This is a genomic window from Maribacter corallii, assembly GCF_047345415.1.
Classification (GTDB): domain Bacteria; phylum Bacteroidota; class Bacteroidia; order Flavobacteriales; family Flavobacteriaceae; genus Maribacter_C.
This window is the reverse complement of the sequence record NZ_JBLFEP010000007.1, coordinates 144,005-164,656: the sequence shown is the minus strand read 5'-3', so window position 1 is coordinate 164,656 and position 20,652 is coordinate 144,005. Positions and strand designations below refer to the sequence as shown.

Sequence of the window (20,652 nt, the reverse complement as noted above, 5' to 3'; positions counted from 1 at the left end):
TTCTTCAAGGTATTTTTATTTTTTGCTCAATAATCTGTTTCATACTGACATTTTCATAATTCCGCTTGACAAAATCAAGACCAAGTGTCAAGACCTCTCCCATAGTCTTGCACTTCTTGAATTTTTTATCCAAGGTCAGCTCATAGATCTGATTTCGTAATGAATTGATGTTTTCCTCAATTGAAATGGTATCTTCCCTACAGATGTCGACCAACTCTTCGATTCTGTCTTCGGAACTGATGATACGTTTCGCTACAATAGACCGTTCCTCCACTTTGTATTGGTCAACGGAGGTCTTCTGTAATTTTGATCGTACCAATTCCACCATAAGGTAATTCTCTTTGAAAAATTGGGGACGATACACCTTTAATTTGCCTTCAAAGCACTGTTGGTCGAAATCAATGGCTCTTATCTTGTACACTACATGATCGAAATCGTGAGTCGGAACGATAACGTAATTGTAAGATCGCATATCGCCGAGGAGCCGAATCATACAACGCTCATTGAACTTAACAAACTCCTTGGCTAGCTGTGCCTTTTCCGATTCAGTGCATTTGGGCAGCATTTCCTTAATAAAGACGTCTCCCGGAATACCGGCGATATGCTCTTCAATTAGGGTGTCTTTATAGACTAAAAAGTTCAGATTATACGGTGAAAGCATGTGTTCCAGTTCCAACCCGTATACCCTAGAGGCATCGGTCTTCTTGACATAGAAATATGTAAAATTATCATTGAGTATGTTTCTGACCTTAATACGAAAAGGTTTTGAATTACCGAAAGTGCAATAATCTACGGCATCTATATTCAAATACTCGATAATCATGTCGCTTCCATCCGAATGAAGAATGGAATACACTTTCTTCAGACTCAGATCGATTTCCTTTCGTTCCACATCGGAATAATATACCCTCACCCAAAGGGTATCCTCGTCATTGGCGTCGTACACCACTACAGAACCCGCAAAGCGTAACAAATCCTCATAAAAGATGGGAATCTCTATTTTTCGGCTATAGTGATCCAAATAGGTATCCAATCGACTGCCAACCGGGTAAGCCGGTTTTTTCTTCGACATCAGTTTTTCGTCAGGCATAGTGCTTCATTTTTGGGTCCCAGTCTTCGACAAAATAGTATTTTGTAGTCTTATTCTTTCAATTTGAAGAACTTTCGAAATTCTACAAAAACCCAATATTATCGGTAAAGTTACGCAATACCTGAAGTTACCAACAAGGTTCGCTAGTTTTACAACATATTATTGCGCACTTGAACAGGTTGTCTTTTTTTTGAAGTTGGGCTAGTTATGTCCTTCCCAAACCAAAGTAACCTATAATGATCAAAAAAGTACTGTTTTTATGCTTGGTAATCGGATTTGCCATTTCTGCGAAGGCACAATTGAGCGACCTACATTATTTACCACCTTTAAAACAAGGCCAAAATAATGCGGGAATCCGTCAGCAGGCGGTCTACTTATCGACCCCTGAGCCAACCACTTTCTTAGTAAATGTATATCGAGGTACAAATGCAACACCAGTTGCAACCTTCAACATTTCAAATCTAAACCCGGCCACATATACCATATCAAATGGTGATAACAATATCATCTTGGTAAATAATGCCAATACCGGGGTGGTCCTTAACAACAGTGGTCTTCGGTTTGAATCGCCCAGTGGTAATCGGTTTTATGTCAACTATCGGGGTAGTAGCAACGCTCAATCGGCCTCGCTGACCTCTAAGGGGCGCCAAGCTCTTGGAACTAGTTTTAAATGGGGTGGAGTACCGAATTTAGGATCACATCCTTCCAAATCGAATACGCTTGGTATCATGGCTACCGAAGATAATACGACCATTAACTTATTCGGCTACGACCCTGGTTGTGAGTTCAGGGTAGGCAACGATAGGGCCGGTATTACGGCCAATACCCATCAAATCACGCTCAATGCCAATGAGTCCTTTGTTTATGAAACCTATATTGGCAATACTCCTACACAAGCGCATGAAGATGGTTGGATCGGGGCTTCGATAGTTTCAGATAAGGACATTGTAATCAGTAACGGATCTATGAACTTTGGAAGACAGGTCGGAGCGACCAACCGTGATGCCGGAATTGATCAGCCCGTACCTGAAAACAAATTGGGAAAGGAATATGTTTTTGTTCGTGGTAATGGTAATACCAACGGTTGGACTGAGTTTCCACTGTTGATCGCAACTGCAGATAACACACAGATTTTCGTCAATGGTTCAGCTACTCCGATAGCGACCATAAACAATGGGGACTATTTTCAAGTGCCCAGTAATTTGTATTCTTCGAATGCAGCTGGGGCAAACATGTTCATTCAGACTTCAAAAGATGTCTATGCGTATCAGTGTATGGCAGGGGCCAGTACGCCATACACCCAGGGTCTCAATTTTGTAGCTCCCGTAAACTGTTTACTTCCCGATGTCATGGATAATATACCCGACATTAGAAACATGGCAGGTACAGCAGTTACTGGAGGACTTACGATTATTGCAGCTGTGAACACCCCCGATGCAAACATACAAGTAACCGATGGTAATGGTGCCGTGGCTTTGCCCGCGCCCACACCCGTAGCGGGTTCTTCAGACTGGAAGACCTTCTTTATACCTAATCTTAATGGCAATGTAAGTGTTCAATCCACCGGACCAATGGCCATTGGATTCTTTGGATATAATGGTGCGAGGGGCGTTGCTGGTTATTTTTCCGGCTTTGACACCCTGCCTGAAGTGAATCTTGAAATCCGGGGAGGCACCGGCTGTTTCGTGGGTTCCGAACTGTATGAGGCCACAGATAGCAACTTCGACGCTTTTCAATGGTATGAAAATGGGGTAGCCATTCCTGGCGCTAATAGTGCCAGTTACTCCCCTAGTGGAGCAGGTGAGTTTTTCTTGAGAGGTACCAAAGGTCCATGTACCTATGACAGTAATCCTATTTTGGGGCTTTATTGTAATCCTGATGTGGTCCTTGAAAAGACGGTTGACAAGACCGAAATCATGGAAGGCGAAACGGCAACATTCACTATTCGGGTACAAAATTGGGGCGTCGGACCATTGACCAACCTCCAAATAACGGACAATATCCCTGCAGGGCTCACATTAGTCAATGCGTTTACAATAACGGGTAGTTGGAGTGGAAATACATGGAATATAGGAACCTTAAATGGGGGTGAAGTTGCCGAATTGGAATTAGAGGTCAGAGGTGATGAAATAGATACCTTACCACTTTTGAGTCTAATCAATACCGTTACAAATTCACAAGATCAGGTAGATTCGAACACTACACAAGACAATCCGTCTGCACGAATAGTCGTGCACAATGATTTTGATAATGACGGTATAAACGATACGACCGACTTGGACGATGACAACGATGGCGTCTATGATGAAGATGAATGTAGCGGGTTATCTTTCAATATCAGCGACGGAAATACCCATAATACCAATTTGATTAGCGTTGAAAACTATTTGATTCTTGATGTTTTCAGCATCGACAATTCCTTTAATCTGCAAATCAATGGCACAGATTTGGCAGGCGAAATTCAATTTCAGAATTCGCCGGGAAACTTCGCTCGATTCTTAGATGGCACGGGGTATGGTGAAGGAGGTAATCCACAAGTCTATACCTTGACAGGATCTCATGGAAGTCCACTTATCCGCGTAGTAGTAGACCAAACAGGACAATTCTACCTCTTCGGCTCAAGAAGCTCAAATGGGCCTTTAGAACCCATGGCCCTAACCACTCCCGCAAACGCATTTACTTGGAACGCTGCTGGGTCGAACACGATTACTGTTGGTCAAGACGTAGTTGGACCGACTAATATGCAGGGGGTATTATTAACGGCCGGTTGTGATACCGATTCGGATGGTCTACCTGACCAACTTGATTTGGACAGTGACGGTGATGGTTGTAGTGATGCCAATGAGTTTTATAAAGACGAGGATGCAGACGGTGGTGATGGCGGCGAATATGGTACCGGCGTGCCTGTTGTTGATGCCAATGATGGAACGGTGAATGCAGCATCTTACACTCGAGTGTTAGCTCCGGAAATACTTTTGGGCAATATTTCGGCCGATTTAGCCGGAGTCAACATCAATGGACAAGAATTAAGTTTAGGGCAATCGTTCCAGTATATACTTAGTTTTCAAAATACTGGAGATGATGATGCGGTCAACTATACCATTAGAAATATACTTCCTAATAATATAACCGTTGACAATATCGACGTTTCCAACGCTCCAAGTACGGCGGTTAACCATGATGTACCGAATGGAATCATCACCTTTTCCGTTCCCAATAATCTTGTGGAAGTTGGAGATCCGGAATATAGTATCCGAATTGAAGTTACCATCGCCGCTAACTGCTCAAGCTTTATCAACGCCTGTTCATCACAACTCGATAATTTCGCTTACTCTACCTATCAAGGAGCGACGAACACGAATACGTTTAGTGATGAGAATGGTTCGAACTCTATTACAGCATGTCCACGTACTCCGGAAGTAGCAAGTAACTCCATATTAAATGACCTCACCAATTGTAGTGAATCGCGCACCGTACAACTTTGCGGTGATGACGTATTGCTCACAGCTGGTCAAGGTTTTACGACCTATGATTGGGTCTTGGACATAAATAATAATGGACAGGTAGATGCTTCCGATACACCTATCACCGCTGATCCGGATAACGACCCGAGCACCATATTGGTAACGGCAGTAGGGGTATATATCGTTGAAAAATCATCTAATGGAAGTTGTCCTGATTTAGTGGAGCGAATCAATGTAGAACGATTCGGTACCACCCAGACCAATCCGATAGTCGATTACTTCAATCAGGTAAACAGTGATGTAAATACTGATAATGACATTCAGGGGGAGATCTTGGTGGATTGTAGTGATGGTACGACCCAGTTTCCTGAGATTTTCCTATGCGGAGCAGGAGACAGCGCCCTCTTGCAAATGAACATTCCCGATGCACAAGGTCTATTTTGGGAAGTATTGGACGAAACTAGTTGTACGGTAGAACCGGATAATTGTTTGAATCGAAACCTCAGTTGTACCTGGAACCAAGTTGCCACAGGCAGTGATTATACAGTCAACACCTCGGGAAGATATCGCCTGTCGATTACCTACCAAAACGGATGTTTCAGTCGTTTTTACTTCAATGTATTTCAAAATGAACTGAATTTTACCACATCGTCTTCCGATATTTTGTGTACCACTAATGGTACGATTAGAATCGACGGAATCGGCGCCAACTACGGTTTTCAATTGATCAATGCCGATAATAACAGTATCGCTGTACCGTTTTCCGCGAATAATGGTCCTCTTTTCAATATAGCGAATAGTGGTACCTATCGCGTGCAGATTACGGCATTGAATCCTGCCGACAGCACACCAATTGTCGGTACCTGTATTTTTGAAACCGAGGATATTGGCATCGAAGAATTACTATTTGACACTCAAGTGGCCTCAGATCCCGAATATTGTAATGATCTAGGTTCAATTTCGGTTCAGGCCCTTAACGCACGACCCAATTATAGTTATGAACTCCGTTTAGATGACGGCAGTAATGGAGGTCAAGGTACATTCGTGAGCGAATTGCTTGCGGTCAATGACAATACACACACCTTTTTGAATGTAAGTGCCGGAGACTATTTGGTAATTACCACTACTCAAGATGGTTGTACCGATAGTAAACCGGTTACCGTATCGGAAATCGATGAGCTAAGGCTTAATGCTGTCACCTCGGAAAACATTACATGTACTCCTGGTGTTGTCAATGTCACTCCGACTGGTGGCCAACCTAACCCGGAATATGAAATGGCCATATGGAGTAAGGATGGAACACCGCGGTATGCTGATGAAGTATCGGTACCTGATGGTGACTATCAAACCGAAACAACATTTCTATTCGGAGATACTGGCAATCCTGATAGCGAAGGCGATTACGTATTCATCGTAAGGGATGGGAATGGTTGTTATGGCTTTTCGAATTCAGTTCGCGTCGATAATTTAGGTACACTGGTCATTTCGGCCTCTGATTCCGGAATTAGATGTGCCGATACCGCGACGGCAACTATGACGGTTTCGGTATCTGGAGGCACACCACCCTATCGCTATAGTCTTGACGGTGGCACCAACTATCAGACGACTAATGAATTTGTAAACTTGGCCGCAGGACTTTATACCGTTACCGTAATGGATTCGAGTGGTACAACGGGCACTGGTTGTATCGAGACTCATGAATACGAGGTCACGCAGCCATTTCGATTACTAGCAGCGGCAGCAATTATCGAGGATGCTTCTTGTAATCCTGCCGGAGCCCTGGTAAAAATATTAAATACCAGCGGAGGGCAAGGTCCGTACGAGTATAGCTTCAATGGTGGCAGCTTTAGTTCAGTTGACCAATCGAACTTACCCTCGGGCAGTCATGTGATGACGGTCAGGGATGCCCTAGGCTGTACCTATGACATGAACTTAACCGTACCTAACGAAATTACCAGTCCAAGTTTTACGAGTGATGTTGTCTATGATTGTGATGGATTTGGAGACATTACCATTAGTCCATCGAACACGACGGATTTTACCTATGAATATACCTTGAACGGAACGGCAAATACACCGGCCGACAATGCTAATTTCAATACAGTTGCTTCAGGTACACATACGGTAAGTATTGCTATTTCAAGCACCTTGGCTCCTAGTCAAAGCACCCTCTTTTCGGAGACCTTTGGCTCAGGTCCCTCAACGCAAATCGCGGAAGTAGGAGCTGACTATTGTTATGAGCCACAAGACGGTTCAACGGTAAGCTGCAACCGAGGTCCAGCAGGTATTCTGGTGAATGGTGAATATACGGTTACCAATTTTGTGACCAATCCGATTTCGGTGTTGACGAGTCCTCAAGATCATACCGGTTTGGCCGATGGAAGATTCTTGGCAATCGATATCAGTACCTTCTCCGATACGGGTGTAGAACGATTGAACACCGTTTTATGGACAAAACAGAATATTGAAGTACTTCCGAATCGGGAAATCACTCTGGACTTCTGGGGGTACAACCTGATGAATGTTACAGGAGCGGGAAATAATCCTGAGGTTCTTGTTGAGATTTTGGACAGTTCAGGAACGTTGATACATAGTGAGGTAACTTCCGAAATACCAAAAAATACCAACGACAATGATTGGCACCAACGTACGATAACCTTCGACCCAGGAGCAAATACTGATATCGATATTGTCCTTAGGTCCAATGTCAACAGTAATGACGGCAATGATCTGATTTTAGATGACATCCAGGCTTCGCAAATACCTGAGGTGTGTAGTCAGACGACCGATATCACGGTAATCGTTGAAGATGACCAGGAGTTCAGCGCTAATTTATTAGGAGTCACCAATCCAAGCTGTACCACCAGTACGGATGGCGCTATTCGTTTTGAGGTCTTGAATTTTAATCCTGCCGACGGGTATCAATATTCCACTGACGGTATCAATTGGACAACTTCCACACAAACAGAAGTGACCACAACGGCCAATCTTGCCGCGGGCAACTATACGGTTCAAATAGCCAAGCTTCCCTTGACTACCAGTTGTACTACCGATTTCACGGCTACCTTAACAGCTCCAACGGCAATTGTACCAACACTGACACAAATAGCCGATTTTACCTGTTTGAATACGGGCGGCACATTACAAGCCTCAGCAACAGGCGGAACACCTGGGTATCAATATCAGTTGGAAGATACAGGTGGAGCCATCATCGCGGGGTATCAAAATGACGTTAATTTCCCGAATATTCCTGCTGGTTCTTACCTCGTACGGGTACAGGATCAAAATACATGTGCCGTTCTTTCGAGCACTCCGGTAACGATAGCTCCCCCGGCGACGGTAGATTTTGACCTCACGGCAACAGCATGCTACGATGGTTTGAACAACGCTAGCATAACGGCATCCGTTAATACAGGAAACAACAACTATGCTTTTAGAATACGAATAGTTGGAGGTACATACGGGGCGTTTATCACCCCTACTCCATCAACAACGCACACTTTCAATGGCCTATCGAATGGCGACTACGAAGTTGAAGTTTCGGATAGTTATGGGTGTTCTGCGACAGAGACCATATCCATTGCACCAAATGTATCGGCACAAGTACTTCCCGTAGACATCACGGCATGTGCGGATGGAAGTATTACCATCAATGCTACCGGTGGTGACGGGAACTTTGTTTACGCCTTTTTACCAACGGGCACCGCAGTTTTAGACACGCATTTCGCCACACCGAATAGCTTTACAGTAGCGAGTGGTAACGCCGGTGACTATGACGTTTATGTACGGGATAATGGAGGAGTAAACCCACGATGTGAATACACGGAAACCGTTACGGTACAGACCGCGGCTACCCTCGCTTACACGGCGACACCTACTGATGCCATCTGTTTTGGTGATACGGGAAGCATTGTAGTGAACATCACCGCAGGTGAAGGGCCATATACCTACCAGTTGGTCGATATTGACCATGGAACTTCAAATCAGACACAGAGTGGAGTTGTTGCGACTTCCAGAACTTACTTTAATTTGACTCCTGGATCCTATGACGTGACCGTCACGGATACCAACGGTTGTGCAACCACCGTGTCAGGAATTGCGGTGGCAGAACCTGACGAGTTAATAGCAACAGTAACCGGTATTACTCCAGCAAACTGTACCGGTGATGTCAATGATTTTGGATTCGGGTTTAGTGCATACCCAACAACTTTGGGTACCATTCAATTCAGCGCGGATGGAGGAGCGACTTGGATTGGAGACAATAGTACTCCTGGGACAAGCGATCAACTAACCGGTTATTTATCAGGAGATACGGTTAACCCTTCTATGCGAACCGTAGATGGATTTAACAATACCATATGTCAAACTGATTTACCACCTTTCATTATTCCATACCCCTTGGATGATTTGGATATTAGCCTTACCACTATTGTAGTGAACTGTAATGAGCTTAGGGTCAAAGTTCAAGGTTCGGAAGGTTCTGCACCTTATGAGTATGCCTATTCCGAAGACCCCGCTAATTTTGATCCAGGTACGGCTACCTGGGTACCGGGTAGTAATGTTGATATTTTAGGCAATCCGGTCGCCGCTGGTGACGGAATGTATGAATGGCTGAACCTAGTACCCGGGCGAACCTATGTGTTCTATGTAAGGGATTCTTCAGGTCCACCGGCCTGTGTGAGGCAAAGTAATGTCAATGTGAACGATATTACCACCAATCCTATGGAAATCGCAGCCACCTACGAACCATCGTGCAATGCTGCGAACGATGGGGAAATCACGTATACACTAACGGATACGGATGGCTCGATCGAACCTCAAATGGATTGGACACTTTATGATATCGATGACAATCCTATTCAAACCAGTGGCATCATTCCATATACAGGTACGATTACCGTTACCAACCTCCCTGCGGATGAATACTATATTGTGGTCACTCAGGTAGATGCTGGTGGCATATCACAATGTATCAGTGGTAGTGAAAACCTTATTTTAGAGGAATTAGATGCCATATCGGCAAACTTGAATGCCTTGCAACAAATCAGTTGTGAAGCGCCAGGTCTTATCGCCATTGAAAATATACAAGGTGGTGGCGGAACATTTACCTATACCGTGACCGGACCAGCACCTTTTGCAACAATTACGGGCACCACGGATAACCCGATTGAAATTCCGGCGAATTCACCGGCGGGAGATTACTATGTCGAGATCACGGACCAATTTGGCTGTTCGGCCGCTCTTGGCTTCGAGACGATGAGTTTGGCCGAAAACCCTGTAATTAACAGCGTCAATGTGGACAATTGCGGTATAGCAACAACGGTAACTATTGATGGAACCAGTCCCGCTTTCCCAACCTTGCTTTACTCCATAGATGGAGGCACAACCTTTGTCGACAATGCAGGCGTATTCAACAATGTTATCCCAGGTTCTTACACCGCCGTGGTAAAAAACAGTGCGGGATGTACAGTCTCACAGGCCTTCGATGTATCACCTAGCATGCAAGCTTCAGCAGCTTTAACACGAAGTCTCGGATGCGGCGCAGGGCAGGAAGCTCAGATTACCTTAGAGGTAACGGCAGGCTCGGGAAGCTATGAGTACCAAATAGTAGACTCCTCATTAGGTACTGTGGTAGCAAGGCAAACGTTGACGGGTAATCCGACAACCGAGAATATTACCTTGGCCGATACCTATGTGGTTACCATTTTCGATATTACCAGTAATCCGGAATGTCCACGTGACTTTACCATTGAGGTACCTGCGGCGACAATCCCCGATTTTAGTGAGGATGTCACCCATGTCACTTGTAATGGGTTTACCAATGGAGCGATTGCCCTTACCCAGATCAACAATGGAAACAATCCGTTGACCTATACACTGGCACCGAACCTCGGCAGCTTCAATGCGGCCTCGGATACATTTGAAAACCTACCCGCTGGAACCTATACAGTAACCGGAGAGGGACCCAATGGCTGTACGCTCATAATCAACAACATTGCCGTAAATGAACCTAATGTCATCGCCTTTGACATCCCCTCTGTGACATCATTTGGCTGTACAACGGATAATACGACGAACAATGCAACAGTTTCCATCAATACAGGTAGTATTGTAGGAGGAAGCACTACCTATACCAACTTTCAATTTGAAGAGGTAACTAGTGGTGCCATTCAAAATGGTACTTCACCCGACTACACCTTCACGGATTTTGCAGGAGGTGATGTTATCGTTAGAGTATTTGATGATCGCGGTTGTATGCATGCGATAACGGTGAACGTTCCGGCATTTGACCAGTTGAACACCGCAACCGTAACTGTAGTTGATCCGCTTACCTGTATTTCTTCTGGTGAGGATATCAGCATCGATGTCAGCAGTAGCCTGACCAACTTTGGTACCGACCCGACGAACTATGAATTCCGACAACTACCCGCAACGGTGTATGAAACCCCGGGGGACAACACCTTCAATAATCTAACACCAGGAACCTACACTTTTGGTGTACGAAACATTGCCACGGGCTGTGAAATCACGGTAACGCATGTCGTAACCGATCCGAACACATTCAACGTGGATGTTGAGGTACTTTCAAATGTAATTTGCCAGGGTGATGACGGAAGTGTCCGTTTTAACCTTACGGATGCCACTTATGGCGGTAACTTCACGTTGAACATTTACGATACCCAAGGTACCCCAATAGACACCTTGGACGATACCTTGGAATATAATCAGAATAATGTTCCCTTAGGTCAGACCGCTAGCATCAATATTCCGGCAGGTAGTTATCTGGTGGAAGTAATTCAGGACGGTTTGCCAAATTGTAGTCAAACCCGAGCGTTTACTATTTCAACCCCAATAGATCCGATTGGCCTAGATCCAGTGAGTCTTGAGCATGCAGGCTGTACTGATGATCAGGGAACGGCGATAATAACTCCGATCGGTGGGGCTGCCCCTTATGATATTATACTCACGAATACATCTAACGGCACCATACATCCAATGGTCGCGCAGGTAAATTCACATCAGTTTCAAGGGTTGACCTCAGGCCAATTCACAATTGAGGTGACCGATGCCCTGGGTTGTATTCGAACATTCCCGAACGCATTTGAAATATTGCTTCCCGATCCGATTTCAGGTCTACTGGCCGTAACGACCCTTCAATGCGAAGGTGATAGGGACGCAACCGTGGAATTAACTTTGAATGCCCGTAATGTAACCCCGAACTATCGATTCATTTTGAATACATATAGTGATAGTGCGAAGAGTGTATTGTTGCAGCAGACCGCTTCACAATCAAGCTCTATTTTCACGAATCAAGGAGCAGGGTTTTACACAATCTCTGTAGAAGATGATATGGGCTGTACCTATGAGGATGCCACGGCCTTGGAAATTGTCAATCCAACAGAAGTTTCGGCACTATTGATCACGACCCGAACCTTGAGTTGTGATCTTAATGCCGAGCTCGAGTTGACCGCTAGTGGAGGAACCGCGCCATATATGTGGAGTGAAGACGGCATTTCGTTCAATGCAATGAACGAAACCAACGGCCCAAATACCCATCTATTCCAAAATATAACGGCGGACAGCTACCAATACTATGTACGCGATAACTTTAATTGTATTTCCGTAATCTCAAACGAAATCAATATTGCACCGATTGAAGCGCTAATGGTAGCTCCGGTAAACGCTGCAATTATCCCGACTATTAATTGTAATGGCGAAGCAACGGCAATAATCGATTGGATCGCGGACGGTGGTCTTGGTAATTATCAATATGGGCTGTTCTATGATGCGGCGGCGACAAATCAAGCCGAGCCTTTCCAGAATACAGGTACTTTCCTCGATTTAGCCGCTGGCACTTACTATGTACACGTACAAAGTGGCGATTGCGAGGTAACCTCAACCCCTATCGTTATCACGGAACCAGATGCACTAGAAGTGGTTCCGAATATTACCGACATCAGCTGTTTTGGTGATGAAAATGGTCGTATTGAACTTGATGTTCAGTTCGGAACGGCACCATATCAATTTGCCATTTCACCAAATCTTTTGAAGTTTGTAGACGATAACTATTTCGAAGATTTGGGCGTGGGCGATTATACCGTCATCGTGCAAGACAGCAATGGCTGTATTGCATTGGTTGAATTTTCTATCGAAGAACCTGAAGTATTGACCATGTCGCTGACCGCTACCCCTGAGGTATGTGCCGGAGAAGAAAATGGTACGATAACGGTCAGTATCAATGGAGGCACTGCACCCTATAGCACAGCGATCGGTTCCAATAACGATGCCGATTTTGTGGAGGGCCGTTTGACCCTTGAAAACCTACCTGGTGGTGATCACTTCGTATTCGTTAGGGATGCCAACGGTTGTATGACGGAAGATCTTATAAGAGTAGAATCAGGAGCGAATTTGAACGCAAACGCAGAAGTTGTTTATGAATGTTCGGGTGACGTTCCGAACAATCACGTCGAACTTAGCTTAGAAGATGACTCTATTGCTGCTGATGTCTTATATGCCCTCGATTCAAATAATCCTGGTGACCTGGAGTTAGAGCCTGTTTTTGAAAATCTATCACCGGGTGATCATTTCATTTACATCGTTCATTCCAACGGCTGTACCAATACAATTGATTTTGAAGTAGAAGGGTTTCAACCACTCACATTGAGCTTGGAGCAACTGGATCTTAATGAAATCACGGCAACTGCCGAAGGCGGTAAGCCAGGTTACACCTATTATTTCGATGGTCAGAATAACGGAGATGACGATACCTTCTATATTCGACGTACCGACACGTACAACGTGAGGGTAGTCGACGAAAATGGCTGTGAATCAACCGCATCGATTTATATGGAATTCATAGATATCGAAATCCCTAATTTCTTTACACCTGACGGGGATGGTCTCAACGATTTCTGGATACCTCGAAACATCCAGCAATTCCCTGATATCTTCATTAAAATCTATGATCGCTATGGACGTGAGGTCTATCGAATTCTAGATACCGAAGAAGGCTGGAACGGCTTGTACGCTGAAGCCGAGCTTCCCACAGGTGATTACTGGTATATCATCAGGTTGAACGGCGAGGAGGATGAACGGGAATTTGTCGGTAACTTTACCCTATATCGATAATCGCTTTAAACCTTAAATAAGCACTCAAAACCCAACTGCCCCCAAAATAGCAAAGCTGTTTTGGGGGCAGTTCATTAAAGGTGTTGACGTATATCGCGCTCGTTAGAAGAAAAAGCACACCTCCATCCCGGTCAATGTTCGAAAAAGAAGGTTTTTACCACAAAAAATTAACAGTATACAACAAAACATTCCAGACCTCCCTTTAATGCTCTTAATTTGTATCAAAGTCCCGAACCTATACATCAATTGACCAAGTATGCTTTTCTTTCGTCCCCAAAGAAATACTGTTTTTGCCATCTTATGGCTTCTTTGTGGTTTTTATGGGTTCAGTCAACTTAGTGATCTGCATTATCTCCCTCCTCTAAGACAAGGAAGAAATAATCAGGCCATACAACAGCAATCTATTTACCTTTCCACTCCTGAGACCACGGCTTTTACCGTAAATGCATATCGCGGAACCAGCGCGACCCCCATCGCAACCTTCACTTTGTCAAATGTAAGCCCACAAGAGTATGTATTGGGTAATGGAGACAATAACATTACCCTCGTGAACGAAACCAATACCGGAGTGGTACTCACCAACGGCGGGCTTCGTTTTGAAGCCCCTGGAGGAAACAACTTCTATGTCAATTACCGCGGAAGTTCAGGTTCACAAGCGGCTTCCTTGACCTCAAAAGGAAGGGCGGCTATCGGTAGGGAATTTAAATGGGGCGGAGTCCCGAATCTGGGCAGCCACGTATCCAAGTCAAATACTTTGGGAATCATGGCAACCGAAAACAATACCACAATCGACATTTTTGGGTACGACCCCAATTGTGAATTCAGGGTCGGAAGTAATCGAGCAGGAATAACGGCCGACACCTACCAAATAGTGTTACAGGCAAATGAGTCTTTCGTTTTTGAAACCTATATTGGCAATGCACCTACCCAGGCACACGAGGATGGATGGATAGGAGCCTCTATTGTTGCCGACCGGGATATTGTCATCAGTAACGGTTCTCTGAATTTTGGTCGCCAAGCCGGGGCCACGAATCGAGATGCCGGTATCGACCAACCTGTTCCGGAAGGCAACCTAGGCCGGGAATATGTATTCGTAAGAGGTAACGGGGGTACCAATGGTGCTACCGAATTCCCGTTGATCATTGGTATAGCCGATGGCACGGACATCTTTGTGAACGGGTCTGCGACCCCAATAACCACCATTAACAATGGGGAGTACTTTGAGATTCCAAGTAGCAATTACTCTTCCAACTCGGTTGGAGCCAATATGTTCGTTCAAACTTCTCAAAATGTGTATGCCTATCAGTGTATGGCAGGCTCGAGTCAAGTGTACACCCAAGGCCTCAATTTTGTTGCCCCTGTGAACTGTCTGCTACCCGACTCCATGGACAATATTCCAGATATTAGGGATGCCGCGGGCATTACCATTACGGGCGGTGTCACCATAATCGCGGCAACTTCCACCCCGGACAGCAATATTGTGGTCACCGATGGAAGTGGTACGCTTACTTTGCCAGCCTCTACTGCAGTAGCCGGCACATCGGATTGGAAAACGTTCTATCTACCGAGTCTGACCGGTAATGTCAGCGTACAATCTTCGGGGCCGATCGCCGTCGGCTTTTTCGGTTTTAATGGTGCGCGCGGACTGGCCGGGTACTATTCAGGTTTCGATACTATTCCTGATGTCGATCTCGCCATAACCGGAAATACCTGTTTGCCCGGCGCTTCCCTAGAGATTGCCGACGGAGAGACTTACGATGCTTATCAATGGTTTGAAGGTGTGAACCCCATAGCGGGAGCTACCTCCTCTTCCTATATTGCTACTTCGGCCGGTAATTATTATGTTCGCGTTACCCGTGGACCCTGTAGTTACGACTCCAATATCCTTCCCGTGTATTATTGTAATCCCGATATTGTTCTTGACAAGACGGTAGACCAACCAGTCGTAAATCACGGAGATATCGTAACCTTTACCATTTCCGTGGAGAGTTTGGGACTGAATCCGGTGACCAATCTGAATATTACGGATAATTTGCCGTCGGGACTCAATTTTATATCCGCAACGGTGTCCTCAGGCTCTTTCACCTATCCTAATTGGGATATCGGGACAATGAACGCCGGACAAATTGAGACCATGACCATTACTGCAAAGGCCTTACTGACAAATACGTACATCACCACCTCACAAACACATACCAATACCGCCTCCAATACTCAAGACCAGACCGATAGCAATACTACTACCGATACTCCTTCCGCCAATGTGCAGGTTAATTTTGTGCGCCCCAATACCATTATCACAAATAGAAGAATTACGATTCGGGTGCGGCCCCATTAGAATCTAAATTGGAGGTCACGTTATTTTTCACCATAGCTGTAACAAAATTCTCTTTTGCTCGTCAAGTATATGAAATGGGCAAGTCATGCCTATTTCGTATTTTCATCAATCATCAAAACCTTCTACTTTGGAAAAAATCCTGACCGTCAGCAACCTGACTAAAAAATTTGGGTATTTGACCGCCGTCAAAGACCTATCCTTTACCATAGAAAAAGGCAACGTTTATGGAATTCTGGGGCCCAATGGCAGCGGAAAGTCGACCACGCTCGGTATCGTATTGAATGTTGTGAACCGAACTCAAGGTGAATTCTCATGGTTCGATGGAAACACCTCAACACATGAAGCATTAAAAAAGGTAGGTGCCATTATTGAGCGACCTAATTTTTATCCTTACATGACCGCGGTTCAAAATCTAAAATTGGTCTGTAAGATCAAAGAAGTTTCGACCGATAAGATCGAGGAAAAATTGGAATTGGTCGGCCTATTGGAAAGAAAGGACAGCAAATTCAAGACCTATTCCTTAGGTATGAAACAACGTTTGGCTATTGCCTCAGCCCTATTGAATGATCCTGAAATATTGATTCTTGACGAACCTACAAATGGCCTAGATCCTCAGGGAATACATCAAATTCGCGAAATCATAAAAAAAATAGCCCATCAAGGCACTACGATTCTTTTGGCTTCACACCTTTTGGACGAGGTTGAAAAAGTGTGCAGTCATGTGGTTATTCTGAGAAAGGGTGAAAAACTGTATTCCGGCAGAGTAGACGACATGCTGGCCACCCACGGATTCTTTGAATTGAAAACCGCACAGCAAGAGGCATTGAAAACCTATCTGAACGACAGTTCATATTTTGGTGAAATCAAGGAGGAAAACGGACTCGTTACGGCCTTTCTCAAAGAAGACCTAAAAGCCGAGGAGTTTAACAAAGCGCTCTTCGAAAAAGGAATTGTATTATCACATCTAGTGAAAAGAAAAGAAAGTCTAGAAGAACAATTCTTGACGTTGACCAAAAACCAATCCAATTAATAGCACCATTCCATGATACGACTCCTTCAAATAGAATTCATAAAACTGTGGAACAATAGGGCTAGCAGGGTTTTGATAATTTCTTACTTTGTACTTTTGACCTTTATTTCCCTGATTGCGGCCATAAAGTTCGACATCGGCCCGATTAAATTCCATTTGGCCGAACTGGGCATCTTCGACTTTCCATATATATGGCATTTCAACGCATTTATCGCAGCTTTTTTCAAGTTGTTCTTGGCGGTAGTCATCGTTTCGATGATGGCGAATGAATATAGTAACAAGACGATAAAACAGAATCTGATCGACGGACTGAGCAAATGGGAATTCGTTTATTCCAAATTTCTAACTGTTCTGGCCTTCTCAGCAATATCTACCCTATTCCTTTTCGTGATTTCCATAGCGCTCGGCCTGGCCTATTCATCCTTTGACGAACTGAGTATCATATTTTCGGATCTTGAGTTTATACTAGCCTATTTCGTCAAACTATTGGGTTTCTTTTCTTTTTGTCTATTCTTGGGTATTTTGGTCAAAAGATCCGCTTTCGCACTGGGTTTTCTGATTCTATGGCTTATTTTGGAACAACTCATGTTCGGCTTGATCGGATGGAAATTAACAAGTTGGGAGACTGCTCAAAAAATTAAGGATTTCTTCCCCTTGGAATCAATGCAGAATCTTGTAGATGAACCATTTACTAGACTTTCCGCCGTCAAGAACTTGGGCAACCAAATCGGCGAGGACCTCAACTTTGACTATGCTGTACATTGGTATGAAATCTTGATTGTCTTATGCTGGACCGCTCTATTTATCAATTTTTCATATAGTTTGTTGAAAAAGAGAGATTTATAGTATCTTGTAGCGTTCAGAGAACGCTATGATCAAGAGAGCCACAATTATCATTGTATTGTGTTTAGCTTTCCCTACCCTGATTTTTGGGCAGGGAGAAACCTCTAATTGGTATTTTGGTAATGGTGCCGGCATCTCCTTTAACAAAAATGGTTCGATACAAGTAACCACGGACGGGCAATTGAATACCGCGGAAGGATGCGCTACTATATCCGATTCTTTTGGTAATCTACTTTTCTATACCGATGGCAAAATAGTCTACAATCGAGACCATCAAGTCATGGAAAATGGTACAGGGCTTTATGGGGATTCATCAAGTGCACAATCTGCTATCATTGTGCCTCAACCCGGTAACTCCGATGTGTTCTATATTTTTACTGCAGATACTGGCCTTTCAAAGTCAGATACGGATTATGGTCTAAACTATTCTATTGTGAACCTCTCCCTTCATAGAGGAAAGGGAGCTGTTGTAGAGAAGAACATTCCGCTACTGGCACATAGTTCCGAAAAACTGGCAGCCATTGCAAAAAGCTGTGTCGAGCAGTCTATTTGGCTACTGACCCTTGCCACTTCCACGGGAAGCAAGGGCACCTTAAACACCTATCACGCCTTTGAAATCACCAATACCGGGGTATCGAAAACCTCCGTTAGATCAACCTTCGAGGATTTATTCATTAACGACCCAAGAGGCTACCTGAAAATTACTTCTGACGGAACCCGAATTGCCAGTGCAAATATGGCCGGGGGGCTTTTTCTTTATGACTTCGATTTAGAAACAGGAATCCTTTCCAACCAACACCGCCTTTCCATTTCCGGTTCGAATAAAGCAGCCTATGGGGTAGAGTTTTCACCGAACGGTCGTTTTTTGTACGCGCACACTTCAAAAGATGCAACGGAAGACGCCAAACATTTCTCAACCCTTCTACAATATGACCTTCAATCCTCGAATATCTCTTCTTCCCAAGTAGTTTTAGATGACCGTTCCATATTTCGGGGAGCCTTACAACTTGGGGAAAATGGCAAAATATACCGAACCATCGCCAAAAGCTTCAGTGAAGGAACCTCATTTCTGGGTGTCATCAACATACCCAATGAAAAAGGGCTTGCTGCGAGGTACAAACATGATGCCATTGCCCTAGGGTCCAATATGGCTATGCAAGGCCTTCCCCCGTTTGTACAATCGTTTCTGAACAAAACAGACCTGTTGACCGACGGGAACGGTGAAAAGGTAGGCGTGCGCACGATTTGTGAGGGTGACGATTTAAGGTTGGAGGCAGAGGCAATCGCAAATGCGACCTATTCTTGGAAAAAAGACGGTGTACCCTTTTCAAATCCCAATGGACATTATGTCCAGATTTCAGGAGCCTCTAATCACGATTCTGGTCGGTATCAACTGAAAATCGACCCAAACGACCCAATGGAGTGCACCATAATAGGGGAAGCTTTAATCGAAGTAGCGGAGCTACCCGAGATCGACGATCTCGTATTGACCCAGTGTGTAATTAGCTCCGAAGATTCGCCAGCCGATGGGTATGCCGTTTTCAATTTGAACCAACTCGTAGAAAATGAAGACGACACCTTCATTTTTTACGAAAGTCTGCAAAGTCAAACGGAAAACAACCAGATTAAGAATCCCGGTAATTATACGAACATCTTTCCTTACCAACAGACCATTTTTTACAGCGCTGTCAACGAAGCAGGATGTAAAGGCTCTGGAGAAATTACGCTTCAAGTAAATCCGACCACTTTAAACGAAAGTGTATTAAGTCCATTACTGACCTGTAGTACGAATAATGACGATACCCTTTTGAAAGGTATTTTCGACCTTGAATCTTTCGCCCAAAAGGCATATCCGGGTCTCGAGTGGGCCTTTTATGCTAATTTGACCGATCTGGAACATGAAGAAAACGCCCTAGAGCGCTCTTTTGTTAGTGATGACACCACTATTTACCTTCGTCTTGAAGGTGACAACCAATGCCTAGGAGTTGAAAAACTAAGTTTAGGGGTGATGCCATCACCTATCTTTGAGTTCGTAGAAACCCTAGAAGTATGTACTGACGGTACCCCCATAGAGCTCGAAGCCCCGTCAGGTTATGATTCGTATGCTTGGTACAGAAACGATACCGAGCAATGGCAAAAAATCGGTGAAACGAATAAACTATCGGTATCCCAAGGAGGTACGTATAGTCTTGAAGTAGGAAGGCTCCATAAAAGTGAAGGGCAGCAAATTATGTGTCTTACCACTAATGATTTTGTGGTAATATCCTCGAGCAGGGCTGTTTTTCAGGAAATACAAATAGAAGATAATTCCTCTAACAACACTATTGAAATAATTACCAGTGGTGAGGGTCATTATGAATATTCCTTGAATGGAATCACCTATCAAGATAGCGGTAGTTTCGAGGGTGTAGATGCTGGGTTTTATACGGTATTCGCCCGGGATAAAAATGGGTGTGGTATTACGGAAGAAAGAGTCTCGGTTATGGGTTTTCCTAAGTTTTTCACACCAAATGGTGATGGTCTCAACGATGAATGGCAACTCATCGGCGTAAGTCAAAATGACATCACAGCACGAATCTCCATCTTTGATAGGTTAGGTAAGCTTATGGCGAGATTAGAGGCGAATGAGCCAGGATGGGATGGGACCTTTCAGGGAAAACGTTTGCCGGCTTCGGATTATTGGTTCAAGGTGGATTTTGATGACGGAAAAAAGTTTACAGGGCATTTTTCGCTGAAAAGATAAATCGGACTTCAGTAC

The 20,652-nt window shown here is 44.4% G+C and carries 6 protein-coding genes; 5 read left to right on the top strand and 1 reads right to left on the bottom strand.

The genetic code is table 11. The annotated features are described in order from the left end of the window. Positions 1 to 4: 4 nt before the first annotated feature. Positions 5 to 1,090, bottom strand: coding sequence for a hypothetical protein (locus ACKWCA_RS22595; protein ID WP_413980519.1), 1,086 nt, complete (start codon positions 1,088 to 1,090; stop codon positions 5 to 7). Between the two features lie 236 nt (positions 1,091 to 1,326). On the opposite strand from ACKWCA_RS22595, the gene ACKWCA_RS22590 reads away from it, so the two are divergent. The 5 genes from ACKWCA_RS22590 to ACKWCA_RS22570 all read left to right on the top strand — a co-directional run bounded on the left by ACKWCA_RS22590 (position 1,327) and on the right by ACKWCA_RS22570 (position 20,637). Next, a complete protein-coding gene (locus ACKWCA_RS22590; RefSeq protein ID WP_413980518.1) occupies positions 1,327 to 13,683 on the top strand; it encodes a T9SS type B sorting domain-containing protein in 12,357 nt (4,118 codons plus the stop codon). Positions 13,684 to 13,939: 256 nt separating this feature from the next. After that, positions 13,940 to 16,021: a DUF11 domain-containing protein gene (locus tag ACKWCA_RS22585; RefSeq protein ID WP_413980517.1), complete on the top strand. Its 2,082-nt coding sequence runs from the start codon at positions 13,940 to 13,942 to the stop codon at positions 16,019 to 16,021. Between the two features lie 127 nt (positions 16,022 to 16,148). Beyond that, positions 16,149 to 17,051: an ABC transporter ATP-binding protein gene (locus tag ACKWCA_RS22580; RefSeq protein ID WP_413980516.1), complete on the top strand. Its 903-nt coding sequence runs from the start codon at positions 16,149 to 16,151 to the stop codon at positions 17,049 to 17,051. A 12-nt stretch (positions 17,052 to 17,063) separates the two neighbouring features. Next, entirely contained in the window at positions 17,064 to 17,897 is an 834-nt protein-coding gene (locus tag ACKWCA_RS22575; RefSeq protein WP_413980515.1) for an ABC transporter permease, read from the top strand. A gap of 25 nt (positions 17,898 to 17,922) precedes the next feature. Then, the gene (locus tag ACKWCA_RS22570) at positions 17,923 to 20,637 is read left to right on the top strand and encodes a T9SS type B sorting domain-containing protein (RefSeq protein WP_413980514.1); all 2,715 of its coding nucleotides are present in this window, start codon (positions 17,923 to 17,925) and stop codon (positions 20,635 to 20,637) included. The last annotated feature ends 15 nt before the right edge of the window (positions 20,638 to 20,652 follow it).

Excerpts from the sequence above, each read along its gene's own strand:
- ACKWCA_RS22595 (WP_413980519.1), bottom strand. The coding sequence starts at position 1,090 with ATGCCTGACGAAAAACTGATGTCGAAGAAAAAACCGGCTTACCCGGTT.
- ACKWCA_RS22590 (WP_413980518.1), top strand. The coding sequence starts at position 1,327 with ATGATCAAAAAAGTACTGTTTTTATGCTTGGTAATCGGATTTGCCATT.
- ACKWCA_RS22585 (WP_413980517.1), top strand. The coding sequence starts at position 13,940 with ATGCTTTTCTTTCGTCCCCAAAGAAATACTGTTTTTGCCATCTTATGG.
- ACKWCA_RS22575 (WP_413980515.1), top strand. The coding sequence starts at position 17,064 with ATGATACGACTCCTTCAAATAGAATTCATAAAACTGTGGAACAATAGG.
- ACKWCA_RS22570 (WP_413980514.1), top strand. The coding sequence starts at position 17,923 with ATGATCAAGAGAGCCACAATTATCATTGTATTGTGTTTAGCTTTCCCT.